The organism is Bordetella genomosp. 2 (assembly GCF_002261345.1).
In the GTDB taxonomy this organism is placed as follows: domain Bacteria; phylum Pseudomonadota; class Gammaproteobacteria; order Burkholderiales; family Burkholderiaceae_B; genus Bordetella_A.
The window spans coordinates 22,647-48,331 of sequence record NZ_NEVT01000009.1 but is presented as its reverse complement, the minus strand read 5'-3'; the positions used below and the strand labels follow the sequence as shown (position 1 = coordinate 48,331).

At 68.9% G+C, this 25,685-nt stretch carries 29 protein-coding genes; 4 read left to right on the top strand and 25 right to left on the bottom strand.

Annotation, left to right across the window (positions count from 1 at the left end):
- Positions 1 to 3: 3 nt before the first annotated feature.
- From CAL24_RS21650 to CAL24_RS21615, 8 genes are all read right to left on the bottom strand, one after another.
- Complete coding sequence (locus CAL24_RS21650) at positions 4 to 732, bottom strand: SDR family NAD(P)-dependent oxidoreductase (RefSeq protein ID WP_094807896.1); 729 nt, start codon at positions 730 to 732, stop codon at positions 4 to 6.
- 31 nt (positions 733 to 763) lie between these two features.
- Positions 764 to 1,519, bottom strand: coding sequence for an SDR family NAD(P)-dependent oxidoreductase (locus CAL24_RS21645; RefSeq protein ID WP_094807895.1), 756 nt, complete (start codon positions 1,517 to 1,519; stop codon positions 764 to 766).
- Between the two features lie 66 nt (positions 1,520 to 1,585).
- A complete protein-coding gene (locus CAL24_RS21640) occupies positions 1,586 to 2,305 on the bottom strand; it encodes an ABC transporter ATP-binding protein (RefSeq protein WP_094807894.1) in 720 nt (239 codons plus the stop codon).
- Positions 2,298 to 3,065: an ABC transporter ATP-binding protein gene (locus tag CAL24_RS21635; RefSeq protein ID WP_094807893.1), complete on the bottom strand. Its 768-nt coding sequence runs from the start codon at positions 3,063 to 3,065 to the stop codon at positions 2,298 to 2,300. The genes CAL24_RS21640 and CAL24_RS21635 overlap by 8 nt, the downstream gene beginning before the upstream one ends.
- A complete protein-coding gene (locus tag CAL24_RS21630) occupies positions 3,062 to 3,985 on the bottom strand; it encodes a branched-chain amino acid ABC transporter permease (protein ID WP_094807892.1) in 924 nt (307 codons plus the stop codon). The genes CAL24_RS21635 and CAL24_RS21630 overlap by 4 nt, the downstream gene beginning before the upstream one ends.
- Complete coding sequence (locus CAL24_RS21625; RefSeq protein ID WP_094807891.1) at positions 3,982 to 4,884, bottom strand: branched-chain amino acid ABC transporter permease; 903 nt, start codon at positions 4,882 to 4,884, stop codon at positions 3,982 to 3,984. Before CAL24_RS21625 ends, CAL24_RS21630 begins: the two co-directional genes overlap by 4 nt.
- 13 nt (positions 4,885 to 4,897) lie before the next feature.
- Positions 4,898 to 6,112 carry an ABC transporter substrate-binding protein gene (locus tag CAL24_RS21620; protein ID WP_028355279.1) on the bottom strand — a complete coding sequence of 405 codons (1,215 nt, stop codon included), beginning with the start codon at positions 6,110 to 6,112 and terminating at the stop codon, positions 4,898 to 4,900.
- 49 nt (positions 6,113 to 6,161) lie between these two features.
- Complete coding sequence (locus tag CAL24_RS21615; protein WP_094807890.1) at positions 6,162 to 6,953, bottom strand: SDR family NAD(P)-dependent oxidoreductase; 792 nt, start codon at positions 6,951 to 6,953, stop codon at positions 6,162 to 6,164.
- Positions 6,954 to 7,145: 192 nt separating this feature from the next.
- On the opposite strand from CAL24_RS21615, the gene CAL24_RS21610 reads away from it, so the two are divergent.
- Complete coding sequence (locus CAL24_RS21610) at positions 7,146 to 7,838, top strand: GntR family transcriptional regulator (protein ID WP_028355281.1); 693 nt, start codon at positions 7,146 to 7,148, stop codon at positions 7,836 to 7,838.
- 24 nt (positions 7,839 to 7,862) lie between these two features.
- Here CAL24_RS21610 and CAL24_RS21605 read toward each other — a convergent pair whose 3' ends face one another.
- The 5 genes from CAL24_RS21605 to CAL24_RS21585 form a co-directional block, all read right to left on the bottom strand.
- Positions 7,863 to 8,606 carry a branched-chain amino acid ABC transporter ATP-binding protein gene (locus CAL24_RS21605; protein ID WP_028355282.1) on the bottom strand — a complete coding sequence of 248 codons (744 nt, stop codon included), beginning with the start codon at positions 8,604 to 8,606 and terminating at the stop codon, positions 7,863 to 7,865.
- Between the two features lie 2 nt (positions 8,607 to 8,608).
- The gene (locus CAL24_RS21600; RefSeq protein ID WP_028355283.1) at positions 8,609 to 9,316 is read right to left on the bottom strand and encodes an ABC transporter ATP-binding protein; all 708 of its coding nucleotides are present in this window, start codon (positions 9,314 to 9,316) and stop codon (positions 8,609 to 8,611) included.
- A gap of 15 nt (positions 9,317 to 9,331) precedes the next feature.
- The gene (locus tag CAL24_RS21595) at positions 9,332 to 10,213 is read right to left on the bottom strand and encodes a branched-chain amino acid ABC transporter permease (protein WP_028355284.1); all 882 of its coding nucleotides are present in this window, start codon (positions 10,211 to 10,213) and stop codon (positions 9,332 to 9,334) included.
- 28 nt (positions 10,214 to 10,241) lie between these two features.
- Positions 10,242 to 11,234, bottom strand: a complete 993-nt coding sequence (locus tag CAL24_RS21590) for a branched-chain amino acid ABC transporter permease (RefSeq protein WP_028355285.1) — start codon at positions 11,232 to 11,234, stop codon at positions 10,242 to 10,244.
- An 89-nt stretch (positions 11,235 to 11,323) separates the two neighbouring features.
- Positions 11,324 to 12,208 carry a LysR family transcriptional regulator gene (locus tag CAL24_RS21585; protein ID WP_094808107.1) on the bottom strand — a complete coding sequence of 295 codons (885 nt, stop codon included), beginning with the start codon at positions 12,206 to 12,208 and terminating at the stop codon, positions 11,324 to 11,326.
- Positions 12,209 to 12,372: 164 nt separating this feature from the next.
- On the opposite strand from CAL24_RS21585, the gene CAL24_RS21580 reads away from it, so the two are divergent.
- On the top strand, positions 12,373 to 13,602 hold the full coding sequence (locus tag CAL24_RS21580; RefSeq protein WP_028355287.1) for an amino acid ABC transporter substrate-binding protein: 1,230 nt from the start codon (positions 12,373 to 12,375) through the stop codon (positions 13,600 to 13,602).
- 18 nt (positions 13,603 to 13,620) lie between these two features.
- Complete coding sequence (locus CAL24_RS21575) at positions 13,621 to 15,036, top strand: amidase (protein ID WP_028355288.1); 1,416 nt, start codon at positions 13,621 to 13,623, stop codon at positions 15,034 to 15,036.
- Between the two features lie 39 nt (positions 15,037 to 15,075).
- Here the strand turns inward: CAL24_RS21575 and CAL24_RS21570 are convergent, their stop codons facing one another.
- The 9 genes from CAL24_RS21570 to CAL24_RS21530 form a co-directional block, all read right to left on the bottom strand.
- Positions 15,076 to 15,723 carry a carbonic anhydrase gene (locus tag CAL24_RS21570; protein ID WP_028355289.1) on the bottom strand — a complete coding sequence of 216 codons (648 nt, stop codon included), beginning with the start codon at positions 15,721 to 15,723 and terminating at the stop codon, positions 15,076 to 15,078.
- Positions 15,724 to 15,818: 95 nt separating this feature from the next.
- Positions 15,819 to 16,151, bottom strand: coding sequence for an FxLYD domain-containing protein (locus CAL24_RS21565; RefSeq protein ID WP_028355290.1), 333 nt, complete (start codon positions 16,149 to 16,151; stop codon positions 15,819 to 15,821).
- A 360-nt stretch (positions 16,152 to 16,511) separates the two neighbouring features.
- The gene (locus CAL24_RS21560; protein WP_094805434.1) at positions 16,512 to 17,462 is read right to left on the bottom strand and encodes an IS481 family transposase; all 951 of its coding nucleotides are present in this window, start codon (positions 17,460 to 17,462) and stop codon (positions 16,512 to 16,514) included.
- A 98-nt stretch (positions 17,463 to 17,560) separates the two neighbouring features.
- Positions 17,561 to 18,601: a cyclase family protein gene (locus CAL24_RS21555; RefSeq protein WP_028355291.1), complete on the bottom strand. Its 1,041-nt coding sequence runs from the start codon at positions 18,599 to 18,601 to the stop codon at positions 17,561 to 17,563.
- A 4-nt stretch (positions 18,602 to 18,605) separates the two neighbouring features.
- Positions 18,606 to 19,385 carry a 3-oxoadipate enol-lactonase gene (pcaD, locus tag CAL24_RS21550; protein WP_028355292.1) on the bottom strand — a complete coding sequence of 260 codons (780 nt, stop codon included), beginning with the start codon at positions 19,383 to 19,385 and terminating at the stop codon, positions 18,606 to 18,608.
- Between the two features lie 10 nt (positions 19,386 to 19,395).
- Positions 19,396 to 19,692: a YciI family protein gene (locus CAL24_RS21545; RefSeq protein ID WP_028355293.1), complete on the bottom strand. Its 297-nt coding sequence runs from the start codon at positions 19,690 to 19,692 to the stop codon at positions 19,396 to 19,398.
- A gap of 25 nt (positions 19,693 to 19,717) precedes the next feature.
- Positions 19,718 to 19,993 (bottom strand): muconolactone Delta-isomerase, encoded by a 276-nt coding sequence (gene catC, locus CAL24_RS21540; protein WP_028355294.1) that lies wholly within the window; start codon positions 19,991 to 19,993, stop codon positions 19,718 to 19,720.
- Positions 19,994 to 20,019: 26 nt separating this feature from the next.
- Complete coding sequence (locus CAL24_RS21535) at positions 20,020 to 20,664, bottom strand: 3-oxoacid CoA-transferase subunit B (RefSeq protein ID WP_028355295.1); 645 nt, start codon at positions 20,662 to 20,664, stop codon at positions 20,020 to 20,022.
- Positions 20,661 to 21,350, bottom strand: coding sequence for a 3-oxoacid CoA-transferase subunit A (locus CAL24_RS21530; RefSeq protein ID WP_028355296.1), 690 nt, complete (start codon positions 21,348 to 21,350; stop codon positions 20,661 to 20,663). The genes CAL24_RS21535 and CAL24_RS21530 overlap by 4 nt, the downstream gene beginning before the upstream one ends.
- 150 nt (positions 21,351 to 21,500) lie before the next feature.
- On the opposite strand from CAL24_RS21530, the gene CAL24_RS21525 reads away from it, so the two are divergent.
- Entirely contained in the window at positions 21,501 to 22,283 is a 783-nt protein-coding gene (locus tag CAL24_RS21525) for an IclR family transcriptional regulator (protein WP_038853814.1), read from the top strand.
- A 39-nt stretch (positions 22,284 to 22,322) separates the two neighbouring features.
- Here CAL24_RS21525 and CAL24_RS21520 read toward each other — a convergent pair whose 3' ends face one another.
- The 3 genes from CAL24_RS21520 to CAL24_RS21510 form a co-directional block, all read right to left on the bottom strand.
- Positions 22,323 to 23,048, bottom strand: coding sequence for an SDR family NAD(P)-dependent oxidoreductase (locus CAL24_RS21520; RefSeq protein WP_028355298.1), 726 nt, complete (start codon positions 23,046 to 23,048; stop codon positions 22,323 to 22,325).
- Positions 23,049 to 23,067: 19 nt separating this feature from the next.
- A complete protein-coding gene (locus CAL24_RS21515) occupies positions 23,068 to 24,405 on the bottom strand; it encodes a short-chain fatty acid transporter (protein WP_028355299.1) in 1,338 nt (445 codons plus the stop codon).
- A gap of 109 nt (positions 24,406 to 24,514) precedes the next feature.
- Positions 24,515 to 25,447 carry a 3-hydroxyacyl-CoA dehydrogenase family protein gene (locus tag CAL24_RS21510; RefSeq protein ID WP_094807889.1) on the bottom strand — a complete coding sequence of 311 codons (933 nt, stop codon included), beginning with the start codon at positions 25,445 to 25,447 and terminating at the stop codon, positions 24,515 to 24,517.
- Positions 25,448 to 25,685: the final 238 nt, after the last annotated feature.

Genomic DNA, 25,685 nt, shown 5'->3' with positions numbered 1-25,685 from the left:
GCGTCAGGCTCCTGAACCGCCGAGCGACTTGCCGCCGTCCACGAACAGCACCTGGCCGGTGATGAAGTCCATGTGCGGCGCGGCCAGGAACGACACGGCGTTGGCCACGTCGCGCGGCGCGCCGGCGCGCCCGGTGGGCTGCAGGGCCAGTTGCGCGGCCAGCCGCTGCGGCGTCAGGGCGCGCAGCAGCGGCGTGTCGATCAGGCCCGGCGCGATGGCGTTGACCAGGATGCCGCGCGGCGCGAGCTCCATGGCGGCGGCCCGCGTATAGCCGACCAGCGCCGCCTTGGAGGCCACGTAGTGCGGGTGGTTGCGCGCGCCCAGGCAGGCGCGCGACGCGATGTTCACGACCTTGGCGCTGGGCGCCATGGTGCGCGCCGCTTCCTGCGTCAAGGTGGCCGCCGCCACCAGGTTGACCTCGTAGGCGCGCCGGAAGTCGGCGCCCGTCACGTCGAAGAACGCGCGCTCGTCGAACACGCCGGCATTGTTGATCAGGGCCGCCAGGGGCGGCAGCTCGCGCACCAGGGCGCGCGCTGCGTCCTCGTCGGCCAGGTCGACCACCCGGTGTTCGGCCCGCAGGCCCTGCGCGCGCAGGCCCTCGGCGGCGCGCGGCGCCAGTTCGGCGTTGCGGTCGGCCAGCACCACGCGGAAGCCGTCGCGCGCCAGGCGTTCGGCGATCGCCAGCCCCATGCCGCTGGCGCCGCCGGTGACCAGCGCGATTGCTGTGTCCATCTCGTCTCCTTGTCGGGGCGGCGGCCGCGCTCTACACGGCCAGGAACCCGCCATCCACCGGCAATACCGCGCCGGTCACGTAGCTGGCCAGGTCCGAGGCCAGGAACAGCACCGGGCCGGCGATCTCGTCGGCCCGGCCGGCGCGGGCCATGGGCGCGCGCCGCATATACCAGTCGGTGCCGCCGGCCTGGGCGCGCTGGCCGGCGGTCATGTCGGTTTCCATCAGGCCGGGCGCCACCGCATTGACGCGGATGCCGTGCGGGGCCAGGTCGCGCGCCAGCACTTGGGTCAGCGAGCGCACGCCGCCCTTGGACACCACGTAGCCCGCGGTGGAAATGCCGGCGCCGTAGGCCACGATGCTGCTCAGGTTGACGATGGCGCCGCGGGTTTCCTTGAGGGCCGGCACGAAGGCGTGGGTGACGTTGAAGACGCCTTGCAGGTTGACGTCGAGCACGCGGTCCCACACGGCGGGCGCGTCGGGGTCGTCGAAGGCGGCGCGCGCCGAGATGCCGGCATTGTTGACCAGCACGTCGATGGGGCCGTGGCGGGCGCGCACCTGGGAGGCGCAGTCGAGCACCGCCGCGCGGTCGGTCACGTCCAGGGCCAGCGCATGGGCCCGGCCGCCGGCCTGCGCGAGGGCCTGCGCGCAGGCGGCCGCGCCGGCGGCGTCGCGGTCGGCCGCCAGCACGATCGCGCCTTCGCGCGCCAGCGCCTGCGCGATGGCGGCGCCCAGGCCGCGCGCCGCGCCGGTGACCAGGGCCAGCTTGTCTTGCATCATGAGCGGCATGGCAGCCTCCGGGTGGTGCGGGCGGCCGGGCGCCGGAGCAGGGGCGTGAACGTCGTGGACATGGCCCTAGCCGCCCAGGTACGCGCGCTGCACGCTGGCGTCGCGCGCCAGCGCGGCGGATTCGCCCTGCAGCGCGATCTCGCCGTTCTCGAGGATGTAGGCATAGCTGGAGACGGCCAGCGCCAGCTTGACGTTCTGTTCCACCAGCAGGATGGTCATGCCCTGCTCGCGGTTCAGGCGCCGCACGATCTCGAAGATCTGCTCGATCACCAGCGGGGCCAGGCCCATCGACGGTTCGTCCAGCAGGATCATGCGCGGGCGCGCCATCATGGCGCGGCCGATGGCCAGCATCTGCTGCTCGCCGCCGGACAGCGTGGCGGCTTTCTGGTCGCGCCGCTCGCGCAGGCGCGCGAAGGTGTCGAAGATCCGCTCCATGTCGGCGCGCGCGGCGGCCCGGTCGGCGCGCAGGTAGGCGCCCATCTCCAGGTTCTCGCGCACGCTCATTTCGCGGAAGATCTCGCGTCCTTCCGGCACCTGCACGATGCCGCGCCGCACGACGGCATCGGCCGGCAGCCGCTGGATCGGCTCGCCGTCGAAGCGCACCGTGCCGGTGCTGGCATTGACCAGCCGCGAGACGACATTGAGGGTGGTCGATTTGCCGGCGCCGTTGGCGCCCAGCAGCGCGACGATGGCGCCCTGCGGGACGCGCAGCGATACCTCGTGCAGCGCCTGGATGTTGCCGTAGGCGGCCGACACGCCGCTCAGTTCCAGCAAGGCTTCAGCCATGGGCCGCTCCCTTGCCCAGGTAGGCCTCGATGACGCGCGGATCGTCGCGCACTTGCGCCGGGCTGCCTTCGGCGATCTTCTGGCCGAACGACATGACGGTGATGCGGTCCGAGATGGACATGACCAGCTGCATCACGTGCTCGACCAGCAGCACGGTGATGCCGTCGCGTTCGCACAGCTCGGTGAGCAGGCGGTCGAGCGTCTCGATCTCGCGGTTGCGCAGCCCGGCGGCGGGTTCGTCCAGCAGCAGCAGGCGCGGCCAGATGGCCAGCGCGCGGGCCAGCTCCAGCATCTTCTGCCGTCCGAAATCCAGGCCGGCGGCCGGCGTGTCCCGATAGGCGGCCAGGCCGACCCGTTCGAGCAGGTGGTCGGCGAACTCGCGCGCCGCCGCCGGGGCCGGGCAGAGCCGCGCGGCGCGGTGGGCCGCGGCATGGGTGTAGGTGCCCAGCAGCACGTTCTCGCGCGCGCTCAGGGCGCCGAACAGCTCCAGGTTCTGGAAGGTGCGGGCGATGCCCAGCGCCGCCATCCGGTGGGGCGGCTGGCGGGTGATGTCCTGGCCCTCGTAGACGATGCGGCCGGCGGACGGGCGGTAGTAGCGCGAAATGCAATTGAAGGTGGTGGACTTGCCGGCGCCGTTCGGGCCGATCAGCGCGTGGATGCGGCCGCGCTCGACTTCCATCGACAAGGCGTTGATGGCGGTCAGGCCGCCGAACTTGACGGTCAGGCCTTCCACGCTCAGGCAGGCGGGGGCGGCGTTCATGCGGGCCTCCTGGCGCGGCCGGCGAACAGGCCGCGCGGCGCGAACATCATGAAGCCCATCAGGATCAGGCCGTAGAAGATCTCCTGGAACGACAGCGCCTGCCGCAGCAGCTCCGAGATCAGCCCGAAGCCGATGGCCCCGGCGATGGCGCCGCGCACCGAGCCGATGCCGCCGACCACCACCATGGTCAGCACCAGGATGGTGGTCTGGAAGCCCAGGCTTTCGGGGTGGATATACGAGGCGAACAGGGTGTACATGCCGCCGGCGACGCCGGCATACGCGGCCGACAGGGTGAAGGCGGTGCGCTTGACGGCGTTGACGTTCACGCCCATGGCCTGCGCCGCCACTTCGCTTTCGCGCACGGCGCGGAAGGCCGAGCCCAGCTGCGAGCGGCACAGCGCCACCGTGACCCACAACAGCAGCGCCGCCAGGATCACGACGAACGGGTAGGCATGCGTATCGGACACCAGCTCGTAGCCGAACAGGCTGGCCGGCGCCAGGCGCAGGCCGTTCGAGCCATTGGTCACGGCCTGCCAGTTCAGGAACACCCATTGCATCGCCTCGCCGAAGGCGAAGGTCGACAGCGCCAGGTAGATGTCGCGCATGCGCAGCGCCAGCGCGCCGATCACGAAGCCGAGCGCGGCGGCCAGCAGGCCGCCGGCGGCGATCGAGATCGGGAAGGGCGGATGCCACAGGTTGTTGATGAGCCCGGCCGTGTAGATGCCGACGCCGTAGAAGGCGGCGTGCGACAGGGCGAACTGGCCGGTTTCGCCGATCACCAGGTGCAGGCCCAGCGCCAGCACCATGAACACCATCAGCAGGTTCACCAGGTACAGCACGTAGCCGCTCGCCACGAACGGCAGGGCGGCCAGCAGCAGGGCGGCCAGCGCCAGCAGGATGCGGTCGAAATGGGCGCTCATACTTTCTTCACCTGCAGTTTGCCGCCCAGCAGGCCCTGCGGGCGCAGCAGCAGCACCACCATGATGGCGACGAAGGGCGCGACCACGATGGCGTTGGTGGAGACGAACAGGCCGACCAGGTTCTCGGCGATGCCGATCACGAAGCCGCCCAGCACCGCGCCCGGCACGCTGTTGATGCCGCCGACGATGGCGGCCGCGTAGGCCAGGATGGCGATGTGGCCGATGTCCGGCGTGATGAGGATCTTGCGCGTGATGAGCAGGGCCGCGACCGCCGAGATCAGGCCGGACAGGGCCCACACCATCATGCGGATGCGCGGCAGGTTGACGCCGACCAGCCGCGCCGCCTTGGGGTTCATGCCGACCGCGCGCATGGCCTTGCCGGCGCGCGTGTAGGCGAACATGGCGAACAGCAGCAGCATGACCAGCACCGCCGTGGCGAAGATGGCCAGGTCCAGCGTGGTGAGCACGGCGTCGCCGATGATGACCGGGTCGCCGGGCAGCAGCGACGGCAGCGAGCGCGGCGTGTCGCCCAGCCCGCTTTGCCGCACCAGCCCCTTGAGCGCATAGGCCAGGCCCAGCGTGGCGATCACCAGCTGTACGCCGACGCCCTTCGAGGCGATGACGCGCTCCATCACCACGCGCTGGAACAGGCCGGACAGCGCGGCCACCGCCGCCAGCGTCACGACGATGGCGGCCGCGTAGCGCCAGCCGGCCACCAGCATCAGGAACAGGGCGATGTAGCCGCCCAGCATGAAGATCTCGCCCTGCGCGAAGTTGGGCACGTCGGTGGTCTTGAAGATGATCACCACCGCGATCGCCAGCAGCGCGTACACGCTGCCGGTGACCAGGCCCGACAGCACGCCCTGTTGCAGGAACAGCCAGATGTCGCCGTAGCTCATGGGTGCGCGGGTCCTAGGGCTGGTACTGCCACACGCTGGCGTAGGCGCCGGGCACCAGGGTCATGGCCTTGCCGTCGAACTTGATGTAGATGGCCGATTCCTGCGCGGCGCGGTCATTGGGGCCGAAGGCGATGGGGCCGGCCATCACGCCGGAATCGAACTTCATGGTTTCGAGCGCTTTCAGGACCTTCTCGCGGGTGGGCTGCGGGCCGGCCGCCTCGAGCGCATTCACCACCGCCATGGCCGACGGGATGCCGTAGGGCATGTAGCTCTGCGGATGGCCCGGCTTGGCCGCCAGGTCGGGGTAGGCCTTCTTGTACAGTTCGTACACCCATGCCACCTTGGGGCCGCCCGGCAGGTCGGCCAGCACGTCCTGGATGTACACGTTCTTGAAGGCGGCCGGGTCGCCGACGTTCTCGACCAGCTGCTTCAGGTCCGCCGTGCCGTTGACCGCCAGCACGATGGGCTTGGTCCAGCCCAGCTGGTGCGCCTTCTTGATGATGAGCGCGGCCGGCCGTGCATAGGTGGTCAGCAGCAGCACGTCCGGATTGGCGGCGCGGATCTTCAGCATCGGCGCGGTGACGTCGGTGATGGACGGGTTGACCGACTGGACTTGCAGCGCCACGTTGCCCAGGTGCCTGGCCTGGGCCTGCGCCGCTTCCAGGTTCCAGCCGCCGTAGGCGTCGTCGTGGTTGATGTAGCCGATCTTGGCCGCCTTGAGATGTTCCGCCGCGAACTGCACCATGGAGCCGCCCACCGCGTGCTGCGAGATGGAGAACGCGCCGTAGATGTAAGGCGAGGGCGGGTATAGCGCGCCGTCGCCGGAGGCGTTGAGCATGACCAGCGGGATCTTGCTGCGCTCGACATACTCGCGCGCGGCCACCACCGCCGCCGAGCACGAACCGCCGTTGAGCATGAATACGCGGTCCTGCTCGGTCAGCTTCTTCACGGCGGCGACCAGGTCGTTGGCGTTGCAGCGGTCGTCCTCGATCACCAGCTCGATCTTGCGGCCGTGCACGCCGCCTTCCTGGTTGACCTTGTCGTACCACATGCGCGCCGCGTTGACCACGTCGAAGCCGTAGGCCATGCCACTGCCCGACAGCGGCGAGAACAGCCCGATCCTGATGCTCTTGTCGGTGATGCCGGGCTCGGCCTGGGCCCAGGCCGATGAGGCGACGGCCAGCGCCGCCAGGGCGGCCGCCGTCGCAAGACGACTGTGCGATTTCATGCTTGTCTCCTGTTGCTCTTGTGGGTGCGCGACGGCGCGGCGAGCCCGCCTACTGCATGCGATAGCCGCCGTTGACGTCGATGATGCTGCCGGTGATGTAGCCCGCGGCTTCCGAGGCCAGGTAGCGCACGGCGTCGGCCACTTCCTCCGCCGTGCCGATGCGCCCCAGCGGGATGGCCTGCGCCGCGGCCGCCAGCGCGCCGCTGCTGGTGACCGTGGCGCGCAGCATGTCGGTGTCGATCAGGCCGGGTGCGACGCCGTTGACGGTAATGCCCAGCGGCGCGGCTTCGCGCGCCATGGCCTTGGTCAGGCCGAGCACCGCCGATTTGGCGGCGATGTACGAGGCGCTGGAACGGTAGCCGCCCAGTTGCGCGGCCACCGAACTGAAGGTAATGACGCGGCCGTGCCGCACCGGCTGCTGCTCGCGCCGGCGCAGGTAGGCGCGCCCGCACAGGAACACGCCGCGCGCGTTGACGGCGAAGCTGCGTTCCCACAGCTCCAGCGAGGTGTTCTTGATCAGCGGCCGTTCGCCGTCGGGCTGGAACAGCAGCAGCCCGGCGGCGCACACCAGGGTGCCGATCGGGCCGTGCTGTTGTTCGATGTCCTCGAAGGCGCTCTCCACCGCCTGTTCGTCGCTGACATCGAAGGCGTGGGCCAGGTGCGGCCGGCCCAGTTCGTCGGCCACGCGCCGGGCGCGCCCGGCGTCCAGGTCGGCCGCCACCACGCGCTGGCCGGCCGCGGCGAGCGCGCGGCAGACCGCTGCCCCGATGCCCCCGCCGGCTCCCGTTACCAATGCCAGGGGCGCGCTGGCGCCGCTGGCGGACGTGGATACATTGGCCATCGAATTCCCCCGGATAGTGGCCGTCAGGCCATCTTTTGCAGCATGGAGAAAGCTAAAGTTTGGACGATTATGTATACATGACTATTTGCCGAGTATAGGGACTAACCCTGGTTCTACGCGGTTTACCCAGGATTCTGGCCGGATCGGCGGCAAGCCGACGGAGCATGTATTCTTCGTGTATACAATAACGGCATGGATACCCTTTCCCAACACGTCACCGAAACCCTGCGCGACTGGGTCCTGCACGGCAAGTTCAGCCCCGGCGCGCGGCTGGAGGAAATCCCCCTGGCCGAGATGCTGGGCGTGTCGCGCACGCCGGTGCGGGCGGCGCTGGCCACCCTGGGCAGCGAAGGCCTGCTGGAGCACATGCCCAAGCGCGGCTATACCGTGCGCGCCTACGACCTGGACGAGATCGTGGCCGCCTACGAAGTGCGCGCCACGCTGGAAGGCCTGGCGTGCCGGCGCGCCGCCCATGCCGGCCTGAGCAACGACGCGGTGGCGGTGCTGAAGAACTGCCTGGACGAGGGCGACCGCATCCTGGGCAAAGGCGTGCTGCTGCCGGAGGACCACCTGCCCTACCAGCAGGTGAACATCACGCTGCACAACACCATCCTGGAAGCGGCGGGCAACCCGTGGCTGCGGCGTTTCGCGGCGCAGGCCCAGGCCATCCCGTATGCCTCGGACCGCATCATCCTGTGGGAAGACCACGGCATCATCCTGCGCTCGCACGATGATCACCACCGCATCGTCACCGCCATCATCGCGCGCGACGGCGCGCGCGCCGAAGCCCTGATGCGCGAGCATGTCTACTACGCCGGCATCATCCTGAAGAACAACTATGAACGCCTGGCGCGCGGCTACGGCGCGCAGGGCGAGCGGGTCTAGGGCGGCGCCCGGGCCGCGCGGGCCCTAGTCGATCTGGTAGTCCATCCAGGACGCCACCATGTCGCGCAGCCCGCCGTCGTGGCCGAACTGTTCGCGCGTGCCCTCGGCCTTGTTGCGGCCCAGTTCCAGGATGACCATGCGGTCGGCGATTTCGGCGCAGCGCCGCACGTTCTGGTCCACCAGCACCACCGTCATGCCTTCGTCGGCGAAGCCGCGGATCAGCGCGTAGATTTCCTTGGATATCTTGGGCGCCAGCATGGCGGTGGGCTCGTCGAGCAGAATCACCGAGGGCTCGATGAGCAGGGCGCGGCCGAACTCCACGAAGCGTTGCTGGCCGCCGCTCATGCTGGCGGCGGGGTCGCGGCGCTTGGCGGCCAGCACCGGGAAACGCTGGTAGACGGCGTCGATGCGGCGCCGCACGCGCGCCTTGTCGCCGCGGAACGGCCAGCAGCCCAGCAGCAGATTGTCCTCGACCGACAATTCGCCGAACAGGCTGCGGTGCTGCGGCACGAAGGCCACGCCGCTGGCGGCGCGCTGGTGCGAGGGCTGGCGGCTGATGTCCTGGCCGTGCAGCGTGATGCGGCCGGCGCGCAGCGGCAGGAAGCCGAACAGGGTCTTGAGCACCGTGGATTTGCCGGCGCCGTTCGGGCCGATGATGCCGGTGACCTGGCCGGCGCGCGCCTGCACGCTGACGTCGTTCAGGATGGTGATGTCGCCGTGATAGGCGACCGTGGCGTGTTCCAGCGACAGGGCGGGCGCGTCGGCCATGGTCAGGCTCCCAGGTAGGCCTCGATCACGCGCGGGTCGGCGCGCACGTGCTCGGCATTGCCCTCGCTGAGGATGGCGCCTTCGTTCATGACGATGATGTGGTGCGAGAGCTGGTAGATGGAGGTCAGGTCGTGCGACACCAGCACCACCGCGCAATCGTGCTCGGCAGGCAGTTCGCGGATCACGCCGATCAGCAGCTGCGCCAGCGACGGGTTGACGCCGGCGAACGGCTCGTCCAGCAGCACCAGGCGCGGCCGCGCCGCCATGATGCGGGCCAGCTCCAGCAGCTTCTGCTGGCCGCCCGACAGTTCCTCGGCGTGGTTGTGGCGCAGGCGGTGCAACTCGACCTTGCGCAGCCAGTACTCCGACTGCGCATAGCGCTCGTCGGCGCCGCGGCCGGTCTGCTGCTGCGCCACGTCGAGGTTGTCGAGCAGGCTCAGGTGGGCGAACACGCGCGGCACCTGGAAGGTGCGGCCGATGCCCAGGCGGGCGACCTCGTGCGTGGGCTTGCCGGTGATGTCCTGGCCGCCCAGCGCGATGCTGCCGGCGTCCGGGCGGTAAATGCCGTTGATGCAGTTCAGCAGCGTGGTCTTGCCCGAGCCGTTCATGCCGATGATGCCCAGGATCGAGCGCGGCGGCACGTGCAGGTCCACGCCCTGCAGCGCGACCAGGCCGCCGAAGCGCTTCTTGAGTTGGGTGACGGTGAGCACGGCGGGTTCCTCGCTTCAGCGCAGCATGCGATGGCCGAACAGGCCGGTGGGGCGGGCGAAGATCATGCCGACCATCAGCGCGAAGCCGCAGATGGTGGCGATGGACGGGTTGAAGAACACCACCGAGACCTGCTCGGTGACGCCGTACAGCAGGGCGCCCACCAGCGCGCCCACCGGATGGCCCAGGCCGCCCAGCACGATCACGATGAAGCCGATCAGGGTGTAGTCGTTGCCCATGAAGGGCGAGAAGGCCGGGAACACCATGGCGATCAGCACGCCGCTGACTGCGGCTAGGCCGATGCCCAGCGCGAAGGCCACCGCCGACAGCCGCTCGGCGTCGATGCCGACGATGCGCACCGCGTCGCGGTTCATGATGATGGCGCGCAGCGCCTTGCCCGGCGTGGTGCGGTACAGGAACCACGCCAGCGCGCCGATGACGGCCAGCGCGACGGCCAGGGCCACCAGGCGCGCCGTGGGGACGAGCACCGGGCCGAATTTCAGGAACACCGGCTCGATCTGGTAGGGCAGCGAGCGCGCGTCGGCGTCGAACGCCAGCAGCATCAGGGCGCTGAGCATGATGGACACGCCGAACATCAGCAGCAGCGAGCTGATCTCCGGGTCGTCGGCGCCGCGCAGGCGCGGGATCAGCACGAAGTACAGCAGGTAGCCGGCCGCGAAAAAGACGGCGAAGCCCAGCGGCAGCGCCAGGAGCGGATTGACCCCGGCGTTTTCGAGCAGGTAATAGGCGAAATACGCGCCCAGCACCAGGAACTCGCCGTGCGCGAAATTGACCACGCGCAGCACGCCGAAGATGACGTTCAGGCCCACGCCGATCAGGCCGTAGAGGGTGCCAAGGATGAGGCCGTTGACGAGGCCTTGGATGACGAGTGCGGTCATGCGTTGGCTTCCTGGTCGGGGCGGTGGTTCAGGCGATGTAGCGGCGCCATTGCGGCTTGCGTTTCAGCAGGCCGCCGACGATGCCGCGCGGCAGGAACAGCATCAGCAGCACGATGACCAGCCCCAGCAACAGCAGGTTCAGGAGCGGGAAGCGCTGCCAGATCAGGTGGTCGACGCCGACCAGGGCCAGGGTGCCCACCACCGGCCCGAGGATGGTGCCGAAACCGCCCGCCATGGCATAGATGATGCTCTTGGCCGTGACCAGCACGTGGAAGGCGTATTCGGGGTCCACCACGTTGGTGTACCAGGCCTCGATGCCGCCGGCCAGCGCCGGGAACAGCGCGGCCAGCATCCACGCTTTCAGGCGGGTGTTGGGCACGTGGATGCCGACGCAGGCCGCCGCCGCGTCATCGTCGCGGATGGCCTTGAGCGCCTTGCCCAGCGACGAGGCCGACAGCCAGGTCACCGTCGCCAGGGTCGCGGCCATGACCGCCAGCATGGCGTAGTAGCTGTGCACAGGGCTGTTGGCGCTGGACAGGATCAGCCCCATGCTGCCGCCGGTGAGGTCGTCGGGCAGGTTGGCGATCAAGAGCCGCATGATGGTGGCCAGCGCCAGGCTGACGATGCCGAAGTACACGCCGCGCAGCCGCAGCGTGGGGGCGAACAGCAGGGATACCGCCAGGCCGGCGGCGCCGGCGGCCGCCAGCGCCGGCACGATGGGCCAGCCCAGCACCTTGTAGCAGATGCCGGTGGCATAGGCGCCGACCCCGTAGAACACCACGTAGCCGAACGGCAGGTAGCCGGTGAAGCCCACGCAGATATTCATGGCGCTGGCCAGCGTCACCCACAGCATCAGGTAGAACGCCAGCGACAGGTTGCCGGTGGCCAGCGGCACGGCCGCCAGCGCCGCGCCCAGCGCGATGAAGACGCCGGCCGCGATGCGGGTGCGCAGGCGTTCGGCGCGCCGGTCCTGGGCGCGATGCGAGGCCGTTTGCGCCGTGGGGGCGGCGGGGCTGTTCATGGGAGATCCTCCGGGCCGGGCTGCGGTTGGGGGCTTGCCGGAAATTATGAACAGTTTGCGCCCACAAAACCATAACTACAGGTTAAGTGTTAACCCTGGTTTTGGTCGGAAAAGGCCTCTTGCAGCACCGTGCGCAGGTCGTCCAGGAACTGCGCGCCCAGTTTCGACAGCGGCCGGTTGGTGGCGTGGACGGCGCTGATGTGCAGGGGGATCTCCTCGGCCAGCGGCACGATGACCAGCCCCGGCCACTGGTTGCTCATGACGGTGAACTCGTCGACGATGGCGATGCCCACGCCGGCGTTGACCAGCGCGCAGGCCAGGTTGCTCCAGGGCACGTCGGCGCACATCCGGCACGGCAGGCCGGCCTGCTCGAAGGCGGATTGCACCAGCATGCCGTACGGCATGCGCGTGCCGACCACGATGTGGGGGTGCGGCGACAGGTCGGCCAGCGCGACCCGCGGGCGCTGCGCCAGCGGGTGGTCGCGCGGGATGGCGGCCACCATGCGGCCGGTGTGCAGGGGGTGGGCCTTCAGGAACGGGTGATCGGTCTGCATCACCACCAGGCCGAGCTCGGCCTCGCCCTGCAGGACGTCGGCGATCAGCGGCGGCAGCGCGGCGGCGTTCATGCGCAGCAGGATGTCGGGGTGGCGGCGCTGGAAGCGCGCCACCGCGCGCGGCACCAGGTACTGCGCCAGGCTGGGAATGGACGCCAGCCGCAGCACGCCGGCGCCGTGGCCGGCCAGGGCGTCGGCCAGGTCGTTGACGCGCTGCATCATGCGCTGGGTCTTCTCGATTTCCTCGAACAGGCTGTGCACCTGGGTGGTGGGCTGCAGGCGCCCGCGCGCCCGCTCGAACAGGGTCAGGCCCAGCTGCTTTTCGGTCTGGGCCAGCATGCGGCTGACGGCCGGCTGGCTGATCGCCAGCAGCCGGGCGGCGCCGCTGATGGAGCCGGCCATGACGATGGCCCAGAGCATTTCGGTTTGCCGGTAACTCAGTTTGTTGTTCAAGGCGTGCGCTCCATGCCTATTTGTTATACGCTATCTTGCCCGTTGCGCAAGTATTGCTCAGTTTCTGCGCGCTTGCCATGCCGGGTCGGCTTCCATGTTGTCTCTCTCATACCCATGACAGGAGAAGTCTCATGTGCGGAAAATCGTGGTGGTCGCGGCTGCCGGCGCTTGCGCTGGCCGCCGCCCTGGTGCCGGCGGCCGGGTTGGCGCAGACGTCGGACAAAATACGCATCGGCATGACCGTGTCGTCCACCGGCAGCTTCGCGCTGGCCTCGCAGTCGGGCGTGCGCGGCGTGGAAGTGTGGGTCGACGACGTCAACCGGCGCGGCGGCATAGAGATCAAGGGCAAGAAGTATCCGGTGGAACTGGTCAAGCTGGACGACCGCAGCGACAAGCAGATGGTCACGCGGGTCTACGAGCGCCTGATTGTGGACGAAAAAGTCGATCTGGTCTTCGCTCCCTTCGGCTCGACCCTGACGGCCGCGGCCGCCACCGTGACCGAGCGCCTGGGCAAGTACATGATGGTGTGGTCGGCGGCCAGCGACGACCTGTACAAGCAGGGCTTCAAGTACATGGTGTCCGGCACCCAGATGCCGGTGTCGGCCATGCTCAGCGCCTCGATGGCGCTGGCCGGCAACCTGGGCGTGAAGAAGGCCGCCATCCTGTATTCGGACGAGCCGTACCCGGCCGGGCTGGCGCAGAGCGGCAAGGACCAGGCCGCCAAGAACGGCATCGAAGTGGTGATGTACGAGAAGTACCCGAAGGGGCAGAAGGACTTCAGCACGTTGCTGCAGAAAGCCAAGGCCTCGGGCGCGGAGGCGCTGTTCCCCACGCCGTATGAAGGCGACCTGATCAGCATGACGCGCCAGCTCAAGCAGTTGGACATCAACTTCCCGTTCATCTTCATGGTGTACGCGTCCACGCCGCAGTTCCAGGCCATCGGCGCCGACGCGCACTATATCTTCAGCCATACCAACTACCATCCGGCGATCAACTGGAAGGTCACGGCCGGCCTGTCGCGCGAGGAATTCGCCAAGGCTTACGACCGCCTGTATCCCAAGGCCGAGTTCCCGCCCGACTTCCAGACCGCGCTGGCCTATGGCGCGGCGGCGCTGACCGAGGAGATCATCGAGAAGGCCGGCGGCACCGACGCGGCCGCGCTGAAGCAGGCCTCGCTCGACCTGTCGGACAAGGTCACCGTGATGGCCGGGCCGTACGCCATCGACGATACCGGGCGCCAGCTCAAGATGCCGTTCCCGGTGGTGCAGGTGCTGCCGGGCAAGGGCATGGCGCCGGTCTGGCCGCAGGACGTGGCCGTACAGAAACCCGTGTATCCCATCCCCGCGTGGGACAAGCGCTGATCCTGGAGACGCATCGGCATGGCTGACCTGGCTTTTTCGACATTGTCCGAACTGGCGGCCGGCCTGGCCGCCGGGCGCTACAGCGCGGTCGAGCTGGCGCGCCACTACCTGGCCCGCATCGAGCGCGCCAACCCGGCCCTGCACGCCTATGTGCAGGTGGACGCCGAAGGCGCGCTGCAACTGGCGGCCGCCGCCGACGCGCGGCGCGCGGCGGGCTATGTGCTGGGGCCGCTCGACGGCCTGCCGATCGCCGTCAAGGATTTGTGCGAGGTGCGGGGCCAGGTCACCACGGCCGGCTCACAGGCCTGGCGGCAGCGCCGCAGCAGCTTCACCGCCACGGCGGTGCGGCGGCTGCTGGATGCCGGCATGGTGATCCTGGGCAAGACGCACATGGTCGAGTTCGCCTTCGGCGGCTGGGGCACCAACCCGGTCATGGGCACGCCCCGCAACCCGTGGGACCTGGCCTGCCACCGCATTCCCGGCGGTTCGTCGAGCGGCTCGGGCGTGGCGGTGGCCGCCGGCCTGGCGCCGGCGGCGCTGGGGTCGGACACGGGCGGGTCGGTGCGCATTCCGGCGGCGCTGAACGGCATCACCGGCCTGAAGACCACCCGCGGGCTGATCAGCCTGCACGGCGCGGTGCCGCTGTCGCATACCCTGGATTCGATCGGGCCCATGACGCGCGATGCGCACGACGCCATGCTGCTGGCCCAGGCGCTGGCCGGCCCAGACCCCCACGACGCGGCCACGCTGGCGGCGCCGCGCCTGGACTACGCCGCGCCGGACGAGGATGATGCGCCGCTGGCCGGCGTGCACATCGCCGTGATGGCGCCGCGGCAGTATCCGGTGGCAGTGGACGCGGACATGGAGCGGTCCCTGCAGCAGGCGCGCGCAGTCCTGCAGGCGCTGGGCGCGCACGTGCAGGAGCGCGAGCTGCCGTTCGATTTCCATGCCATGATGCTGGCCAATGGCCGCATCATTGCCGCCGAGGCCTACGCCCGGCATCGCGGCTACATCGAGGATGCCGGCCTGCCGCTGGGCGAATTCGTGCGCGCGCGGGTGCTGGGTGGCAAGGCGCTGTCGGCGGCCGACTACATCGAGGCCATGCAGTGGCATGCCCAGGCATGCCGGCAATGGCGCGACTGGATGCGCGGCATCGACGCGCTGCTGACCCCCGCGCAGCCGTTCGCCGCCTGCCCGCTGGCCGAGGTCGACGAAGCGCAGACGCCCCTGGCCGCGTTCAGCCGGCCGGGCAATTTCCTGGGCGCGGCGGGGCTGGCGCTGCCGGCCGGGTTTTCCGCGCAAGGGCTGCCGCTGGGCATCCAGCTGCTGGGCAAGCCGTTCGACGAGGCGACCCTCGGCCGCATCGGCACGGCGTTCCAGCGCGCCACCGATTGGCACCGGCGCACGCCGGACCTGGCGGCTGCCGGGTTGTAAGGCCCGCCGGGCAGACCGAACGAGGCCTGCCCCGGGGCGTCAGGCCGCCGGCTGCGCCTGGCAGGGCGAGAATTCGCCGCTGGCGGGGTCGCGCAGGAACAGCAACCCCGTGGCCACGCCGAAGTAGGCGCCGTGCAGTTCCAGCTTGCCCTGCTGGACCCGGGCGCGGATCGACGGGAAGGTCATCAGGTTGGCCAGGCTGTGCCCCACCACCGCCCATTCCAGGCGCTGGATGTCGGTGGCGCGGTCGCCGGTGCGCGGCAGGTTCTCGGATACCGGGGTGATCTGCGACATCCACTTGCCGACGAAGTCGATCTTGGTCAGCGGCTCGGCGTCGTCGAACACCGCGCGCACGCCGCCGCACGAAGCGTGGCCGAGCACCACGATGTGCTTGACCTCGAGCGCGTTGACGGCGAATTCGATGGCCGCGCTGGTGCCGTGGTACGAGGAGGCTTCGGCCTCGCCTTCATAGGGGGGCACCAGGTTGGCGACGTTGCGGATCACGAACATTTCGCCCGGGCCGGCGTCGAAGATGACCTCTGGCGAGACGCGCGAATCGCAACAGCCGATGAGCAGGATCTCCGGGCTTTGCCCGGTTTCGCCCAGTTGCTCGTAGCGGGCGCGTTCGTTGTGGAAGCGGCCCTCCAGGAATGCCTGGTAGCCGTCGGAAAGTCGTTTTGGGAACATGGGGGATATCCTTTTGTTGTTATGGTTCACAACGGTCTCTATTTTCCCACACTGTGCTGACAGCCCGCTGGGGGCCTGCTGCCGGGGCGCGGGCGCTACCGCGACTTGATGTCCAGGGCGGTGAAGCGGGTGAACGCATGCGGGGTGGTGGCGCGCACCAGCCAGGTCTCGCCCGGCGCCAGCGGGGCCTCGCGCTGGTCGGAGGTGCGGCCCACTTCGCGGCCGGCGGCGTCGTACAGCACGAAGGTGACCGACAGCCCGTGCACGGGCCGCTTGCCATAGTTGCGCACCGTGCCCGTGATGACCGACAGGCCGTCGGCCTGGCGGAACGCGGCCAGGTCGTTGATCGACACGCCGTAAGGCAGGCTCTGGGCCCCCGCCACGGCGCAGCCGAGGGCCAGCAACAGGCCGGCGAGACGAGTTTTCATGGCGGCTCCTGCGTTGCGCGGCTGAGCGTTCAACATAAAGCCGGCCCGGGCGCCGCGCAACCACCGTTGGTAACAGAAATTGGATGCAGGCGGGGGCCGGCAGGGGCGAGGGCGAGGTGGTGTTTTGGCGAGGTGTCTGACACCCCCCTGGGACGGTGCTTGCTGGCAGGGGGGGGCATCGCCAGGGGGTGTCAGACACCTGGGTGCTTGGGTGGGCGAGGTGGTGTTTTGGCGAGGTGTCTGACACCCCCCTGGGACGGTGCTTGCTGGCAGGGGGGGCATCGCCAGGGGTGTCAGACACCTGGGTGCTTGAGCGGGCCGTGGTGTTTTGGAGGTGCCAGACACCTGGCCCCGCGAGGGCTAGGTGTGAAGTGTCAAGACGTTGTATCCAACCAGGTTGAGTCTGGAGATGGGTGTGGCGCGTCCGATGCCCTGGTGAGGTCGATGCCAGTTGTAGTGGTGTAACCAGGAATTCATGGCCAGGGCTCGGTGCTGTGAGTTTTGATAGGTGTAGGCATAGGCCCACTCTCGCAATGCCGACTGGATGAACCGCTCGGCCTTGCCATTGGTCTGGGGCCGATAAGGGCGCGTGAAGCGGTGTTTGATGCCCAATTGGCGGCACAAGGCGGCGAAGGCATGGCTACGGAAGGCCGAGCCGTTGTCGGTCAGCAGCCGCTTGATGGTCACGCCCAGGGCGGCGTAATAAGACGCGGCATCCCGTAGGAACTGGCATGCGCTGGGGCTACGTTCATCGGGATGGATATCGGTAAAAGCCACGCGAGCGTGGTCGTCGATGGCCACGAAGACGTAGTCCCAGCCAGCTCCCTCGACGGTATCGCGCCGATCGCCCGTGACGCGATGGCCGGGGCGCTGGATGCGGCCCAGCTTCTTGATGTCGATATGCAACAACTCGCCTGGGGCCGAGTGTTCGTAGCGCACCACCGGCTCGGCAGGCTCCAGATCGGCCAGGCGCGACAGCCCGGCCCGAGCCAGGACCCGGCTGACGGTGCTGGCGGACACGCCCAGGGCCTGTGCGATGCGCGCCTGGGTCAGCCGCTTGCGGCGCAGCTCCACGATGGCCAGCGCCTTGGCCGGGGCAATCGCTCGGGGCGAGACCGCCGGGCGCGAGGACGCGTCGGCCAGGCCCGCCTGGCCTTGGGCCAGGAACCGCCCCAGCCACTTGCGTACCGTGGGCGCAGTCACCCCATAGACCACGGCTGCCTCGGGAGCGCTTAATTGCTTGGCGGTCAGTTGTTGGACCATTTCAAGTCGACGTATGAACGTCAGTCGGGCATGCTTATGGGTGTTCATCCGGCCGGACTCCTTGAGTGAACTGGGGGTTTGGCGATTTCCAGTTTCTCAGATCCGGTTCGGATGAACCATGCATACAACCTATTGAATCTTCACAGCTAGACCGTCGCGATGGGGGTGACCGGCGAGCCGATGGCGTGCGGCATGCGCAGGGGCGGGGCGGTCAGCATGAAGTGGTGCCGGCCGTTGGCGTGCAGCCAGTCGGCCAGGTCCTTCAGGTACCACAGTTCGGCCAGCGGCAGCCCAAGCTTGAACAGGCAGTGGTGGTGCAGCGGCAGCATGGCGCGCGGGCCCTGGCGTTCGCGCGCCGGGTAGTGCTCGACGGCGTAGTTGTCGGCGCAGATCGCCACGATGCCGCTGTCGGTGATCCACTGCAGCAGGGCCGCGTCGGTGCCGTCCAGCGCCGCGCCGTAGGCGTGCAGGACTTCCGGATCGGGCTGGCCCGCCATCTCGACGATTTTCTCGGCGAAGCCGGTGCGCAGCACCAGCATGTCGCCCGGCTCGATGGCGATGCCGGCCGCCTGCAGCGCCTGCATCAGCTCGGCGTGGCCGACCAGGGTGCGGCCGGTGCCGAAGTGGCGCGCCAGGTCGACCAGCACGCCGCGGCCCTGCATGCCATGCTGCGCCAGGTTTTCCACGCCCAGCCGCAGCGCGGCGGACGGGCCGCCGCTGTTGCAGCCGCAGCCGACATGATCGCCGTCGGCCGGCCCGACCACGTCCACGCCGGCCCGGTAGCCGTTGTAGTAGCAAAGCTCGGCGCGGCCGTCGCCGTCGGCGTCGAACAATGCGCCCACATGCGCCAGCGAGTCCCACTGGGTGGAGTACTGCATGGACAGCAGCACCTGGTCGTCGCTGAGCACGTCGACGGCATCGGGGTTGAGGTTGCGCAGCGGGAAGTTCAGGTAGGGCGTGTCCTGCAGCCGGGTCGGGCTGAGCTGGGGCGGGTGGCGGCGCGGGTTCAGCACGTTGCCGCCGGGCAGGTCCAGCGGCAGCGACAGGCAGAAACTCTTGCCGGCGCGGATCTCGCGCGCGCCCTTGAGCACTTGCTGCTCGGTCAGCAGGTTGAGCCGGCCGAGCTGGTCGTCGGGGCCGAAATCCCCCCAGTTGGACCCTTCCGGGCGTTGCTTCCAGCGTTGCATAGGCTTACTCCGAAAGGAAGTCGGCCACCGCGCGGGTGTAGGCTTCCGGTTGTTCCCAGTTGGAAATATGCGAGGTGTCCAGCTCCAGGTAGCGCGCGCCGGCGATGCCGGCCGCCAGCTCGCGGCCGTCCCGCGGCGTGGCGGCCGGGTCCTGCGTGCCGGCGATGACCAGGGTGGGCACTTTGATCTCGGCCAGCCGGCCGCGCAGGTCGGCGTCGCGCAGGGCCGCGCAATTGCTGCTGTAGCCGGCATCGGAGGTGCGGCGCAGCATGTCCACCAGCACCTGGGTCAGGCCCGGCTCGGCGGCGCGGTAGGCCGGCGACAGCCAGCGCTCGACCAGGGCCGGGGCCATGTTCGCCAGGCCGTCCTGCGCCACCGCGGCGATGCGGGCCGACCAGCTTTCGACGCTGCCGATGCGCGCCGCGGTATTGCACAGCACCAGCTTGCGCACCCGCTGCGGGTGGTCCAGGGCCAGTTGCAGGCCGGTGGGGCCGCCCATCGACAGGCCGCAGAAATACGCGTCGGCGATATCCAGGTGGTCGAGCAGCCCGGCGACGTCGCCGGCCAGCTGGGCGAAGCTGTATTCGCCCGCCGGCACCGACGACTTGCCGTGGCCGCGCGTGTCGTAGCGCAGCACGCGGAAGCGCCGCGACAGTTCCGGCACCTGGCGCGCCCACATGTCGGCGCTGGTGCCGAGCGAATTGGACAGCACCAGCACCGGCGCGTCGGCCGGGCCGTCGATGACGTAGTAAAGGCGTACCTGGTCGAGATCAGCGTAAGGCATGGATGAATTCCTAGAGCAGGCACTGCCCGCCCACGTAGGCCTTGCGCCAGCGGGTGATCGTCACGCGCTCGAACAGGCCGGCCTGGTGGAACGGGTCAGCGGCGATGAAGGCCTCGGCCGCCTCGCGGGTGTCGAGGTCGACCACATAGAGCCCGCCGCCGGCATCCGTGCCGTCGTCCTGCAGTTTGGCGCCGCACGCCAGCAGCAGGTGCTTGTTGGCGTCCAGGTACTCCAGGTGCGTGGCGCGATGCTGCTGGCGCACGGCCTGGTGGCCGGGCTTGTCGAAGGTCTCGATGATGTAGGGCATGGCGGGCTCCGGGCGGGGGGCGGGATCAGATGGCGGACGGGTGGCGCGCCAGCGCCGTGACCTGGATGTCCATGTACGGGAACAGCGGCAGCGACGACAGCAGCTGGTGCAGTTCGTCGTTGTTCTCCACGTCGAAGATGCTGACGTTGGCGTAGCGGCCGGCCACGCGCCACAGGTGCGGCCACTTGCCGTCGCGCTGCAACTGCTGCGCCAGGGCCTTCTCGTCGGCCTTGAGCTTGTCGGCGCGCTCGGCCGGCATGTCGGGCGGCAGGTTCACTTGCATCTGGACCATGAAAAGCATGGGGATCTCCGTTCTTGATTCGGTATTCAGCGGGAAAACTTCAGCGGCAGGCCGGTCAGGCGCAGCAGGTCGTCGGCGGTGGTGTCGCCGAACACGTCGGTGACGGTCACGCCGTCGGGACGGATGTCGAACACGGCCACGTCGGTGTACACGCGCGATACACACTGCACCCCGGTGAGCGGGTAGCTGCATTCGGCCACCAGCTTGCTCTGGCCGTCGCGGGTCAGCAGCTCCATCATCACGAAGACGTCCTTGGCGCCGATGGCCAGGTCCATGGCGCCGCCCACGGCGGGAATGGCGTCGGGCGCGCCGGTGTGCCAGTTGGCCAGGTCGCCCTTCTGCGAGACCTGGAAGGCGCCCAGCACGCAGATGTCCAGGTGGCCGCCGCGCATCATGGCGAAGGAATCGGCGTGGTGGAAGAACGAGCAGCCGGGCAGCTCGGTGACCGGCTGCTTGCCGGCGTTGATCAGGTCATAGTCTTCCTGGCCCTTGGCGGGCGCCGGGCCCATGCCCAGCATGCCGTTCTCGGTGTGCAGGATGACTTCGCGGCCGGCCGGCAGGTGGTTGGCCACCAGCGTGGGCAGGCCGATGCCCAGGTTGACGTAGGCGCCCTCGGGGATGTCTTGCGCGACGCGGGCGGCGATCTGGTCGCGGTTCAATTTGCTGCTCATTGCTGCTCCTTGGCGGCCGGGGCGGCGTCGATCTGCACGACGCGCTTGACGAAGATGCCGGGGGTGACGACGGTCTCGGGGTCCAGTTGGCCCAGTTCGACGACCTCGCGCACCTGCGCCACCGCGACGCGCGCGGCGCTGGCCATGATGGGCCCGAAGTTGCGCGCCGTCTTGCGGTACACCAGGTTGCCCCAGCGGTCGCCGCGTTCCGCCTTGATCAGCGCGTAGTCGGCGTGCAGCGGGTATTCCAGCACGTAGTGGCGGCCGTTGATTTCGCGCACTTCCTTGCCTTCGGCCAGCGGCGTGCCGTAGCCGGTGGGCGTGAAGAAGGCGCCGATGCCGGCCCCGGCGGCGCGGATGCGCTCGGCCAGGTTGCCCTGCGGCACCAGTTCGAGTTCGATCTTGCCGCTGCGGTACAGGCCGTCGAAGATCTGCGAGTCCACTTGGCGCGGGAACGAGCAGATGATCTTGCGCACGCGGCCCGCGCCCAGCAGGGCGGCCAGCCCGGTCGTGCCGTTGCCGGCATTGTTGTTGATGATGGTGAGGTCCTTGGCGCCCTGTTCGAGCAGGGCGTCGATCAGTTCCATCGGCTGGCCGGCGGTGCCGAAGCCGCCGATCATGACGGTCGCGCCGTCGGGTACGTCCGCCAGGGCGGCCGCCGCATTTGCAACGAGCTTGGAGATCATGGGTGTCTACGATAAAAAGGGCGTGTCATAATTTGTTCTTTATTAGAACTTTCGTTCTTTTTAAGAACATCGTTTCATGGTGGCCGGGGGGTGTCAAGGCGGATGCGCGCAGCGCCGCTCCGGGCGCCGGCCGGCGCCGCCTTGGTGGATATGGATACGCAAGAATCCCAGCAACCCAGCGACAGCTACGTGCAATCGTTCGCGCGTGGGCTGTCGGTCATCCGGGCGTTCGGGCCGCAGCGTCCGCAAATGACGCTGTCCGAAGTGGCCGCCGCCTGCGGCCTGACGCGCGCGGGCGCGCGCCGCATCCTGCTGACCCTGGCGCACCTGGGCTACGTGACGGTCGAGGACCGCAAGTTCGCGCTGACCCCGCGCATTCTTGAGCTGGGGTATTCGTACCTGTCGGCCACGCCCTTGTGGGACCTGGCCCTGCCGTACATGGAAGAGGTGGCCGAGACCACGCGCGAATCGTGTTCGGTGTCGGTGCTGGACGGCACCGACATCGTGTATATCCTGCGGCTGTCGACGCACAAGGTGATGAGCATCAACCTGTCGGTCGGCAGCCGCCTGCCGGCCTGGGTGACGTCCATGGGGCGGGTGCTGCTGGCGGGCCTGCCGCCGGCCGAGCAGGATCGCCTGCTGGCCGCCAGCGACATCCGCGCGCACACCCCGCATACGGTCACCGACCTGGGCGAGCTCAAGCGCATCCTGGCCGGCGTGCGGGCCGACGGCTATGCCTGCGTGGTGCAGGAGCTCGAGCCGGGCCTGCAGTCGGTGGCCGTGCCCATCGTCGACCGCGCCGGGCGCGTGATCGGCGCCATGAACGTCAGCGGCCATGCCAACCGTTACTCGCGCGAGGCCATGCTGGACGCGTTCCTGCCGCCGCTGCGCCGCGCGGCCGAGCACATCGACCAGGCGCTGCGGCGCCGCTGAGGCGCGGCGCGCGCGGGCAGGCGTGGCGCGGCCGTCCATTCAGACCGGCGCCACGCCCAGCGTGGTGCCGCCGCATACGTACAGCATCTGGCCGGTCACGAAGCCATTGTCGGGCGACAGGAAGAACATGGCGGCGCGCGCCACGTCCTCGGGCGTGCCCAGCCGCTTGACCACGATGCTGTTGATGATGCGCTGCGTCTGCGGCGCGCCGTCGGGATTGCTGTTGCGGAACAGGTCGGTGGCGATGGGCCCGGGGCCGATCGCGTTGACGGTGATGCCGTCGCCGCCCAGCTCCATCGCCAGCGTGCGCGTCAGCCCCACCAGGCCGGCCTTGGTGGCCGAATAGACCACGCGGTCGGGCTTGCCCAGCGCGGCGCGCGACGACATGTTGACGATGCGGCCGAAACCGGCGGCGCGCATGTCGGGCAGCACGGCCTGGACCAGGATCAGGGCGGTGCGCAGGTGCAGCGCCACCACGTAGTCGAGGTCGGCCAGCGTGGCCGTGTCGGCGGTGCCGGGCCGGGTGGCGCCGGCGTTGTTCACCAGCCCGACGATGGCGTGGTCGCGGGTGGCCTGGGCGGCCGCCGCCTTGGTCTGCGCCTCGTCGGTCAGGTCGGCCTGGATCGACACCAGCCCCGCCGGCGGGTCGTCGGGCAGACGATAGTCGATGTTGACCACGCGGTGCCCCGCGTCGAGCAGCGCCCGCACGATGGCGGCGCCGATGCCGGCGCTGCCGCCGGTGACCAGGTAAGCCTGGGGTTTCATAGGGATAGCCTCCTACGGATCAGTGGGTCAGGATGCCCCATGCCAGCACGGCGGCGATGTGGATCACGCCCACCCACAGCATCATGATGACGGTGTAGCCCATCACGTCGCGCAGCTTCAGCTTCGACAGCGCCAGCGCGGGCAGGATCCAGAATGGCTGCACCAGGTCGTTCCAGGCATTGCCCAGCATGACCGACATCGAGGTCTGGCTGATCGAGCTGCCGATTTCCTTGGCGGCGTCGATCATGAACGGACCCTGGATGACCCAGTGGCCGCCGCCCGAGGGCGCGAAGAAGTTGATGAAGAACGAGCTGATGAGGCCCCAGAACGGCAGGGTGCCCGGCGTGGCCACGTCCACGAACACATGCGAGATGGTGTTCACCAGCCCCGAGCCGGCCATGATGGCCATGATGCCGGCGTAGAACGGGTATTGCAGGATGATGCCCGAGATGGTCTTGATGCCGTCGTTCAGCTTGGCCACGTAGGCGGCCGGCGTGCCCAGCAGCAGGATGCCGAGGAACAGGATGATGAAGTTGATCAGGTTCAGGTCCAGCGAGCCGCCGTCCATGAAGTGGAAGGCCACGTAGGCCATGCCCAGCAGGCCGATCACCAGGCTCAGCAGGCGGCTGTTGTTCAGCTTCGAGGCGATCGTGTTCTGTTCGAGCAGGTCGCCGGCGGCGGACGGCTCGGTCGATTTGTCGATGGCCGGATCCACTTCCACCACCTTGTCGCCCGCGCGCGGGTGCAGCCAGGCATTGAGCAGCGGCAGCGTCACGATGATGACCAGGCTGGTCACCAGCATCGGCACCGAGAAGATCGTTTCCGACAAGGGAATGACGCCCATCTGGTCGGCCATGGGATGGCCCGGGGTGGCGATCAGCACCGGGATGCTGGCCGACAGGCCCAGGCCGTACATGGTGAAGCCGCTGTAGGCCGCCGCGATGATCAGCGGGTAGTGCACGCCCTTGACCTTCAGCGCCAGCTTCTTGGCCACGATGCCGCCGATCACCAGGCCGAAGCCCCAGTTCAGGTAGCTGCCGATGCCGCCCACCAGGGTGGCCACGATGATGGCCGTGCGCGGCTGGTGCACGTGGCTGACGATGCGGTTGAGCAGGCGGTCGGTGAGCGGCGCGGTCGCCAGCACATAGCCCATGGCCAGGATCACCGCCATCTGGGTGGTGAAGGCCAGCAGGCTCCAGAAGCCCTTGCCCCATTCGCGCGTGATCTGGCCGATGCCCTGGCCTTCGATGCCCATGGCCATGAGCACGGTCAGCAGCGTCAGCGCGATGGCGAATACGAAGGGGTCGGGCAGATACTTGCGCATCAGCTCGGTGAAGAAAGAGGCTAATTTGTTCATGCTGCTTCCAGCTCGCTACGGTGGGTCTTGTTCAAGGCTGCGCCGTGCCGGGCAGCCGCGGACGCGCTGCGGGGCGGGCGCGCCGCCGGTTCGGGTAAAGGGGAATGCGTCAGCCGCCCTGGCGGCTGTTGAGCCACGCCACCAGCTCGCCCAACGCAGCGCTCTTGTCGCGCAGGACTTGCTCGCGGCGTTCGGCGGGCCAGGTGTAGAAGCCCTGGCCGCTCTTGGCGCCGATCTGGCCGCTGGCCACTTTTTCCGCCAGCAGGGGCGAGGGCGTGGTGCGGTTTTCCAGGTCGGCGTAAAGATAGGTGGCGATGGCGTGGTGCACGTCGATGCCGTTCATGTCGCGCTGTTCCAGCGGGCCCGACAGCGCCAGGCGGATGCCGAGGCTCCATTTGACGACTTCGTCGATGTCTTCGGCGCTGGCGATGCCTTTTTCGAGCAGCGAGATGGCCTCGCGCGCCAGGGCGTGCTGGATGCGGTTGGCGATGAAGCCGGGGATGTCGCGCTTGACCAGCACGGGGCGCTTGCCGACGCCGCGCAGCACCGCCATCACGCGCTCGACGGTCGCGGCCGAGGTGTCGTCGTTGCGCACGACCTCGACCAGCGGGATGACGTCGGCGGGGGTGAAGAAGTGGGTGCCGACGAAGCGGTCGCGCCGCGTGACGGCTTCGGCGATGGCGTTGATGGACAGGCCGGAGGTGTTGGTGGCGAAGATGGCGCCGGGCTGGCAGAGGGTGTCCAGCCGGGCGAAGATGTCGCGCTTGAGCTGCAGTTTTTCGGGCGCGGCCTCGATGACCAGGTCGCAGGAGCAGGCGGCTTCCAGGCCGGTTTCCATGCGGATGCGGCGGCGCGTCTCGGCGACGGCATCGGGGGCGTAGACCCCCAACTGCCGGTCGATGACGCCGGCGGCGCGCTCCAGCGCGCCTGCCACGGGGTCGATGAGAACTACGTCTAGCCCCTTGGCGGCAAACAGGGCGGCGATGCCGCTGCCCATGGCGCCCGCGCCGATGACGGCCAGGCTCTGGATAGGAAGATCCATGTCGATACGCTCTCGAGATGCTCGCGCAAGGCGGTCGGGCGTGACGGAGCGCGTCTCATCCTGGAATGCCTTCCCGCGGGCCGGGAATCTTTGTGTTCTATATACGAACATTTGTGCGTATATAGAATTATCTGGGGATAGTACTAAGAAAATCCGGGGAGCGCCAAATTGGGGGATGCGGGAGGGACGGTCTTCGTGGGGAGTCCTGGGCGTGCCGGGGCGCGCGGGCCGGCCACGT

Bases quoted from the DNA above. Each gene is read 5' to 3' on its own strand.
- CAL24_RS21585 (WP_094808107.1), bottom strand. From the start codon at position 12,208: ATGCTCTGGGCCATCGTCATGGCCGGCTCCATCAGCGGCGCCGCCCGG.
- CAL24_RS21515 (WP_028355299.1), bottom strand. From the start codon at position 24,405: ATGAACAAATTAGCCTCTTTCTTCACCGAGCTGATGCGCAAGTATCTG.
- CAL24_RS21650 (WP_094807896.1), bottom strand. From the start codon at position 732: ATGGACACAGCAATCGCGCTGGTCACCGGCGGCGCCAGCGGCATGGGG.
- CAL24_RS21590 (WP_028355285.1), bottom strand. From the start codon at position 11,234: ATGAACAGCCCCGCCGCCCCCACGGCGCAAACGGCCTCGCATCGCGCC.
- CAL24_RS21635 (WP_094807893.1), bottom strand. From the start codon at position 3,065: ATGAACGCCGCCCCCGCCTGCCTGAGCGTGGAAGGCCTGACCGTCAAG.
- CAL24_RS21605 (WP_028355282.1), bottom strand. From the start codon at position 8,606: ATGGCCGACGCGCCCGCCCTGTCGCTGGAACACGCCACGGTCGCCTAT.
- CAL24_RS21555 (WP_028355291.1), bottom strand. From the start codon at position 18,601: ATGCAACGCTGGAAGCAACGCCCGGAAGGGTCCAACTGGGGGGATTTC.
- catC (WP_028355294.1), bottom strand. From the start codon at position 19,993: ATGCTTTTCATGGTCCAGATGCAAGTGAACCTGCCGCCCGACATGCCG.
- CAL24_RS21520 (WP_028355298.1), bottom strand. From the start codon at position 23,048: ATGAAACCCCAGGCTTACCTGGTCACCGGCGGCAGCGCCGGCATCGGC.
- CAL24_RS21620 (WP_028355279.1), bottom strand. From the start codon at position 6,112: ATGAAATCGCACAGTCGTCTTGCGACGGCGGCCGCCCTGGCGGCGCTG.
- pcaD (WP_028355292.1), bottom strand. From the start codon at position 19,385: ATGCCTTACGCTGATCTCGACCAGGTACGCCTTTACTACGTCATCGAC.
- CAL24_RS21525 (WP_038853814.1), top strand. From the start codon at position 21,501: ATGGATACGCAAGAATCCCAGCAACCCAGCGACAGCTACGTGCAATCG.
- CAL24_RS21535 (WP_028355295.1), bottom strand. From the start codon at position 20,664: ATGAGCAGCAAATTGAACCGCGACCAGATCGCCGCCCGCGTCGCGCAA.
- CAL24_RS21625 (WP_094807891.1), bottom strand. From the start codon at position 4,884: ATGAGCTACGGCGACATCTGGCTGTTCCTGCAACAGGGCGTGCTGTCG.
- CAL24_RS21510 (WP_094807889.1), bottom strand. From the start codon at position 25,447: ATGGATCTTCCTATCCAGAGCCTGGCCGTCATCGGCGCGGGCGCCATG.
- CAL24_RS21645 (WP_094807895.1), bottom strand. From the start codon at position 1,519: ATGCCGCTCATGATGCAAGACAAGCTGGCCCTGGTCACCGGCGCGGCG.
- CAL24_RS21560 (WP_094805434.1), bottom strand. From the start codon at position 17,462: ATGAACACCCATAAGCATGCCCGACTGACGTTCATACGTCGACTTGAA.
- CAL24_RS21630 (WP_094807892.1), bottom strand. From the start codon at position 3,985: ATGAGCGCCCATTTCGACCGCATCCTGCTGGCGCTGGCCGCCCTGCTG.
- CAL24_RS21595 (WP_028355284.1), bottom strand. From the start codon at position 10,213: ATGACCGCACTCGTCATCCAAGGCCTCGTCAACGGCCTCATCCTTGGC.
- CAL24_RS21575 (WP_028355288.1), top strand. From the start codon at position 13,621: ATGGCTGACCTGGCTTTTTCGACATTGTCCGAACTGGCGGCCGGCCTG.
- CAL24_RS21570 (WP_028355289.1), bottom strand. From the start codon at position 15,723: ATGTTCCCAAAACGACTTTCCGACGGCTACCAGGCATTCCTGGAGGGC.
- CAL24_RS21565 (WP_028355290.1), bottom strand. From the start codon at position 16,151: ATGAAAACTCGTCTCGCCGGCCTGTTGCTGGCCCTCGGCTGCGCCGTG.
- CAL24_RS21610 (WP_028355281.1), top strand. From the start codon at position 7,146: ATGGATACCCTTTCCCAACACGTCACCGAAACCCTGCGCGACTGGGTC.
- CAL24_RS21545 (WP_028355293.1), bottom strand. From the start codon at position 19,692: ATGCCCTACATCATCGAGACCTTCGACAAGCCCGGCCACCAGGCCGTG.
- CAL24_RS21530 (WP_028355296.1), bottom strand. From the start codon at position 21,350: ATGATCTCCAAGCTCGTTGCAAATGCGGCGGCCGCCCTGGCGGACGTA.
- CAL24_RS21580 (WP_028355287.1), top strand. From the start codon at position 12,373: ATGTGCGGAAAATCGTGGTGGTCGCGGCTGCCGGCGCTTGCGCTGGCC.
- CAL24_RS21615 (WP_094807890.1), bottom strand. From the start codon at position 6,953: ATGGCCAATGTATCCACGTCCGCCAGCGGCGCCAGCGCGCCCCTGGCA.
- CAL24_RS21640 (WP_094807894.1), bottom strand. From the start codon at position 2,305: ATGGCTGAAGCCTTGCTGGAACTGAGCGGCGTGTCGGCCGCCTACGGC.